We start from the raw sequence: 5,477 nt of genomic DNA, 5'->3' as shown, positions 1-5,477 counted from the left end.
CATGGCGCTGGGCCTGACCGTGGCCCAGTTGGAGGACGCCGACCTCATCACGCCGGCGGGCGTCGATCTGGGCGACGTCCAGCGGGTCGATGTGGACGCCTCGGGCGCCGTCACCGGCCTGATCATCGAGCCGGCAGGCGAGGGGGGGCCGCACTGGGTGCGCATTCCGCTGGACGGTCTGACGCCCCGGAAGGAGGGCGACGCCTACGACCTGGTGTCGACCATGACGCTGGCGCAGTTGAAGGCCTTGCCTGCCTGGATGCCTTGATTTCAGGAGGCGAGGGGCCGCTAACCCTTTCCGGCGCTTGACCGGGACGGCGCGTGCGGCCATTCCGCCTTCATGAACATTCTGCTCGTCGGATCGGGAGGGCGCGAACACGCCCTGGCCTGGAAGATCGCCCAGTCGCCGCTGGTGACGCGGCTCGTCGTCGCGCCCGGCAATCCGGGCATGGCCAAGCTGGGCGAGATGCGCCCCGACCTGAAGGCGACCGACGCCGAGGGCCTGGCGGCCCTGGCGCGCGAGATGAAGGCGGATCTGGTCGTCGTCGGCCCGGAATCGGCCCTGGCCGAGGGTCTGGCCGACCGGCTGAACGCGGCGGGCATCCCCTGCTTCGGCCCGACGCAGGCGGCGGCGCAGCTGGAGACGTCCAAGGCCTTCTCCAAGGCCTTCCTGCAACGTCATGGCGTTCCGACGGCGGGCTATGGGGTCTATGAGGACGTCGCCTCGGCCAAGACGGCGCTGGATCAGTATTCGGCACCCTATGTCATCAAGGCCGACGGCCTGGCGGCGGGCAAGGGCGTGGCCATCAGCCCCGATCGCGCCGACGCCGAGGCCGAGATCGAGCGGATGCTGGGCGGCCGGTTCGGCTCGGCCGGATCGCGCGTGGTGATCGAGGAATTCATGGACGGGGAGGAGGGCTCCCTCTTCGCCCTGTCGGACGGGACGCGGGCCGTGCTGTTCGGCGGCGCCCAGGACCACAAGCGCGCCTTCGACGGCGATCTGGGCCCCAACACCGGCGGCATGGGCGCCTATTCGCCCGCGCCGGTCTTCACGGCTGACTTCACCCAGGCGGCGAACGACCGCGTGGTCGTTCCGACGATTCAGAAGATGGCCGAGGAAGGCGCCCCCTATCGCGGCGTCCTCTATGTCGGGCTGATGGCGACGGCCGAAGGCCCCAAGGTGGTCGAGTTCAACGCCCGTTTCGGCGACCCGGAATGCCAGGTGCTGATGATGCGGTTCGACGGCGACATCGTGCCGCTGCTGCTGGCCTGCGCGCGCGGCGACCTGACCCAGGCGCCGGCGCCGGCCTTCAAGCCGGGCGTGGTGATCTGCGTGGTTCTGGCGGCCAAGGGTTATCCCGACAGCCCGCTGGAAGGCTCGGTCATTCGCGGCGCGGACCAGGACTTCGGCCCCCACGTCCAGGTCTTCCACGCGGGGACCAAGCTGCGCGACGACGGCGCCCTGGCGGCGGCGGGCGGCCGGGTGCTGAACGTCTGCGCCTATGGCGATGACGTGGCCCAGGCGCGCGAGCGCGCCTATGAGGCCATCGCCAAGATCGACTGGCCGGGCGGTTTCCACCGCACCGACATCGGCTGGCGGGCGCTGGAGCCGCGCTAGGCGGCTCCGCCGTGCTTTAGGTCATGGCGAACAGCAGCCGGCCTTCGCCCATGCGTTCGCGCAAGGGGACCAGGTCGGCGTGGGACACGGAGAAGCAGCCGTAGGACCGGCCCAGCTTGCCCTGGCGCGCCAGGAAGGCCGGATCGGCGTAGTCGGCGCCGTGGATGATGATGGCCCGTTCGCGCGCCAGGTTGTTGGAATACTCCAGCCCGTCCAGCAGGACGTTCGGCCCCTGCTGGCTGCCCCAGCTGGCGCCCGCCGTGGCGTAGGCGCCGATGGACGACATATGGCTGTCCGGACGGTTCGAGAACTGCTGCGCATAGCCTGAATGCGCCGGGTCCGAGCCGCGCCCGTGGCTGGTGCGATAGGCCGTGACCCAGCCGCCTTCCAGATCGACCTCGTAGAGGCGGTCCTCGCCCGAGAACTTCTGGAAATCGACCAGATACATGCGGTCTCGCTGGCTGATCTTATGGCCGTGCACGTCCATGGCGGCGCGGGCGCGTTCGAGCAGATCCTTGCGGACGACGCCGTGGGGATCGATCGTCGTTCCAGCCTCAGCGACCTGGACATGAGCCGCCGCCGCCCGCTCAGGCAGGGTCGGAAGCGTAGGCGCGACGGCTCCGGCGAGCTGAAGGCTGGTGGTGGAGGCGGCGGAGGAACACCCCGCCAACAGGGCCGAACCGCCCAGGATCAAGCCACGTCTGGAAAGCCGCATGCGACGCCCCTCGCACGTTAAACAACTGTATCGGCTTGTTTCATGAACCATCCGTGCAAGGCAACCTTGGCCTTGGCGCAAAGATTGGAACGGTTATGTTGCGCGCCTCAGTAACGGGAGGGATGAATGAAAAAGCTTGCCCTGATTGTGACCGCGGCCGTTCTGGCCGCGACCGGCGCCGAAGCGCGCCAAACCCCGACGCCGGCGTCGGTTTCGGCCGAACAGCCGACGAAGTTCGTTCAAGTGGGGCGGCTTTTGGCCGATCCGGCCAGCGGCCGGGTGCTGCGCGATAAAACTCTCGTGATCAGAGGGAACCAGATCGTCGAGATCCGCGACGGCTTCGTCGGCGAGGGCGACGTCGTCGATCTGCGCTCGGCCTTCGTCCTGCCGGGACTGATCGACAGCCATGTCCATCTGACCTTCGAATCGAACCCGAATTCGCGTCTCGACGGACTGACGCAATCCAACGCGGCCCAGGCGATGGTCGGCGCGCGGTATGCGCGGCGCACGCTCAATGCGGGCTTCACCACGGTGGCGGACCTGGGGGCGACGAACGAATCCATCTTCGCCCTGCGCGACGCCATCCGCAGCGGCGACGTGCCGGGACCGCGCATCATCGCCGCCGGCTCGGCCGTTTCGGTCCACGGGGGCCACGGCGACGTCAACGGCTATCGCGACGACATCCTGCACCTGATGTCGCCCGAGAGCATCTGTTCGGGGCCGGAAGACTGCCGTCGGGCCGTCCGTATGCAGGTGCGCGCGGGCGCCGACATCATCAAGATCACGGCCACGGGCGGCGTGCTGTCCAATACGGCGGCGGGCCTGGCGCAACAGTTCACCGAGGACGAACTGGCCTCCATCGTCGAGGTCGCCCACCGCATGGGCCGTCAGGTCACCGCCCACGCCCACGGCGGCGACGGCATCAACGCCTTCCTGAAGGCGGGCGGCGACTCCATCGAGCACGGCACCTATCTGGATGATGAATCCATGCGCCAGTTCAAGGCGAACGGCGCCTGGCTGGTGCCGACCCTGATGGCGGGCGACTTCGTGGCCCGCGTCGCCTCCAGCCCGGACAACTTCTTCACCCCGGCCCAGACGGCCAAGGCGCTGGAAGCCGGACCCAAGATGCTGGACATGGCCGCGCGCGCCCATCGCGGCGGGGTCAAGATCGCGTTCGGCACCGACTCGGGCGTCTCGGCCCACGGCGACAACGCCCAGGAGTTCGCCCTGCTGGTCCGCGCCGGTCTGACGCCGCTTCAGGCGATCCAGTCCGCCACGGTCGGCGCCGCCGAGCACCTGCGCATCTCCAACGAAGCCGGTCGTCTGGCGCCGGGCATGCCCGCCGATCTGATCGCGGTGGGCGGCGACCCGCTGACGGACGTCACCGAACTGGAGCGCGTGCGCTTCGTGATGAAGGGCGGCCAGGTCTTCCGGGCCGACTGATCCCATCGCCTAGGAAGAGGCCGCCGCTCAGCCCTTGTCGCGGGCGGCGGCCTTGGCGGCGCGCTCGGCCTGGCCGCGCCAGCCGTAGCCGTCGCCATGCTTGCCGACGCTGACGAAGGTGGCTTCTTCCGCCTTGTGGAAATACTGCTCGGACACCATCCAGCCCTTGAAGGGGCGCAACACCGACAGGCACATGGCGGCCAGGATCGGGAAGGTCACGACGAAGTGGACCCAGATCGGCGGGTGCACGGTGAACTCGAAGATCATGAAGGCGACCATGCCGACGACGCCGACCGCGCACATGACGAAGAAGGCCGGGCCGTCCGCCGGATCGGCGAAGCTGTAATCCAGACCGCACTCCGGGCAGGACTCGCGCAACTGCAGATAGCCCTTGAACACGGGGCCTTCGCCGCACCGCGGGCAGCGGCCGCGCAAGCCGGTCTTGAGCGGGCTAAGCGGAGGATAGACAGGGTCGGACACGGGACTGTTCCTGAAAAGAACGATGGCTGACGGTTTCGGCCTTCGGGCGCCCCGACGCAAGCGGGTGTTTTGTCCTATCCGCGTGGGAAGGTTGTGTTTTTCCGCGATTCAAGCCCCGTTAACCGCGATTAAAGCCCTTCGCGCGAGCATGCGCGCGATATGTCCGGGGCCCCCGCCAAGAAGCGCGTTCTGCAGACGACCGTGGCGGCCGCCGCGGCGGGCGTCGTCGTCTTCGCGCCCCTGGCTCCGGCGCCGTCGCTGGCCCAAGGACAGCCTCAGGCCGGCGCGCCGGTCGAGATCCGCATCGGCGCCAACGCAGGCTTCACCAAGATCGAGTTCGCCGGGGTCGTGGGATCGCGCGCGCGGGTGCGCCAGGACGGCCGCACCGTCGTGGTCCGCATCGGCACGACCGCCGCCCCCGACGTCAGCCGCCTGCGCGTCGATCCGCCCAAGGGGCTGGAGAAGATCGAGACCCGCGCCGCCCAGGGGGCGACCGAACTGGTCCTGACCCTGGCCGAGGGGGCGGGCGCCACCAGCGGGACCGCCGACGGCGCCGTCTGGTTGAACCTGTATGCGCCGGGCGCGCGGGCGGACGGCTCGCGACCCTCCCCTGTGCCGATCGGCGGGGCGGTGCCGGTGGCGGCCGAGGTCAAGGGCCAGCAGACGGTGATGCGTTTCGCCTGGAACGGCCCGGTCGGCGCCGCCGTCTTCCGGCGCGGCGAGGCGGTCTGGGCCGTCTTCGACCACGCCGCCCGCATGGAGATGAAGGGCGAAGGGCTGAACGGCACCCGCTGGGCCGCCGGACCCGATTTCACCGCCGTGCGCATTCCGGTCGAGCCGGGCCAGGCCGTGGCCGCCCGCGCCGAAGGCTCGACCTGGGTCGTGACCATCGGCGGAACCGCGCCTTCGCCCAGCGGCGTGGACATCGAGCGTGACGACGCGGTCAAGGCGTCGCTGACCGCGCGCATGGCCGGGGCCACCCGCACCGTCTGGCTGACCGACCCGATGATCGGCGACCGCTTCGCCGCCGTCACCGCCCTGGCCCCCGGCAAGGGGTTGAAGACCGCACGCCGCACGGTGGACGCGGGCTTCCTGCCCACCGCTCACGGCCTGGCGATCGAGACGCCGACGGACGATCTGAGCGTCACCGCCGACGGCGACCTGGTCACGGTGACGCGGCCGCGCGGCCTGACCCTGTCTTCGCCCACGGCCGGGTTGGAG

The 5,477-nt window shown here is 69.8% G+C and carries 5 protein-coding genes and 1 pseudogene; 4 read left to right on the top strand and 2 right to left on the bottom strand.

Annotated elements, in window-relative coordinates; genetic code table 11:
* Together BDIM_RS12365 and purD are read left to right on the top strand one after the other, a co-directional pair.
* A partial coding sequence (locus tag BDIM_RS12365; protein WP_050796720.1) for a hypothetical protein occupies positions 1-268 on the top strand: 268 nt, incomplete at its 5' end.
* Positions 269-340: 72 nt separating this feature from the next.
* A complete protein-coding gene (purD, locus tag BDIM_RS12360; protein WP_003165933.1) occupies positions 341-1,618 on the top strand; it encodes a phosphoribosylamine--glycine ligase in 1,278 nt (425 codons plus the stop codon).
* Positions 1,619-1,634: 16 nt separating this feature from the next.
* Here the strand turns inward: purD and BDIM_RS12355 are convergent, their stop codons facing one another.
* On the bottom strand, positions 1,635-2,333 hold the full coding sequence (locus BDIM_RS12355; RefSeq protein ID WP_003165932.1) for a murein L,D-transpeptidase catalytic domain-containing protein: 699 nt from the start codon (positions 2,331-2,333) through the stop codon (positions 1,635-1,637).
* A gap of 126 nt (positions 2,334-2,459) precedes the next feature.
* Here BDIM_RS12355 and BDIM_RS12350 point away from each other — a divergent pair, with 126 nt between their 5' ends.
* Complete coding sequence (locus BDIM_RS12350; RefSeq protein WP_003165931.1) at positions 2,460-3,776, top strand: metal-dependent hydrolase family protein; 1,317 nt, start codon at positions 2,460-2,462, stop codon at positions 3,774-3,776.
* A gap of 27 nt (positions 3,777-3,803) precedes the next feature.
* Here BDIM_RS12350 and BDIM_RS12345 read toward each other — a convergent pair whose 3' ends face one another.
* On the bottom strand, positions 3,804-4,175 hold the full coding sequence (locus tag BDIM_RS12345; RefSeq protein ID WP_003165930.1) for a DUF983 domain-containing protein: 372 nt from the start codon (positions 4,173-4,175) through the stop codon (positions 3,804-3,806).
* A 240-nt stretch (positions 4,176-4,415) separates the two neighbouring features.
* Here BDIM_RS12345 and BDIM_RS12340 point away from each other — a divergent pair.
* Positions 4,416-5,477 (top strand): annotated as a pseudogene (locus BDIM_RS12340) (hypothetical protein); the annotation flags it as partial.

Origin of the sequence: Brevundimonas diminuta ATCC 11568 (assembly GCF_000204035.1) — a bacterium.
In the GTDB taxonomy this organism is placed as follows: Bacteria; Pseudomonadota; Alphaproteobacteria; order Caulobacterales; family Caulobacteraceae; genus Brevundimonas; species Brevundimonas diminuta.
This window is presented reverse-complemented; position numbering and strand designations above follow the sequence as displayed.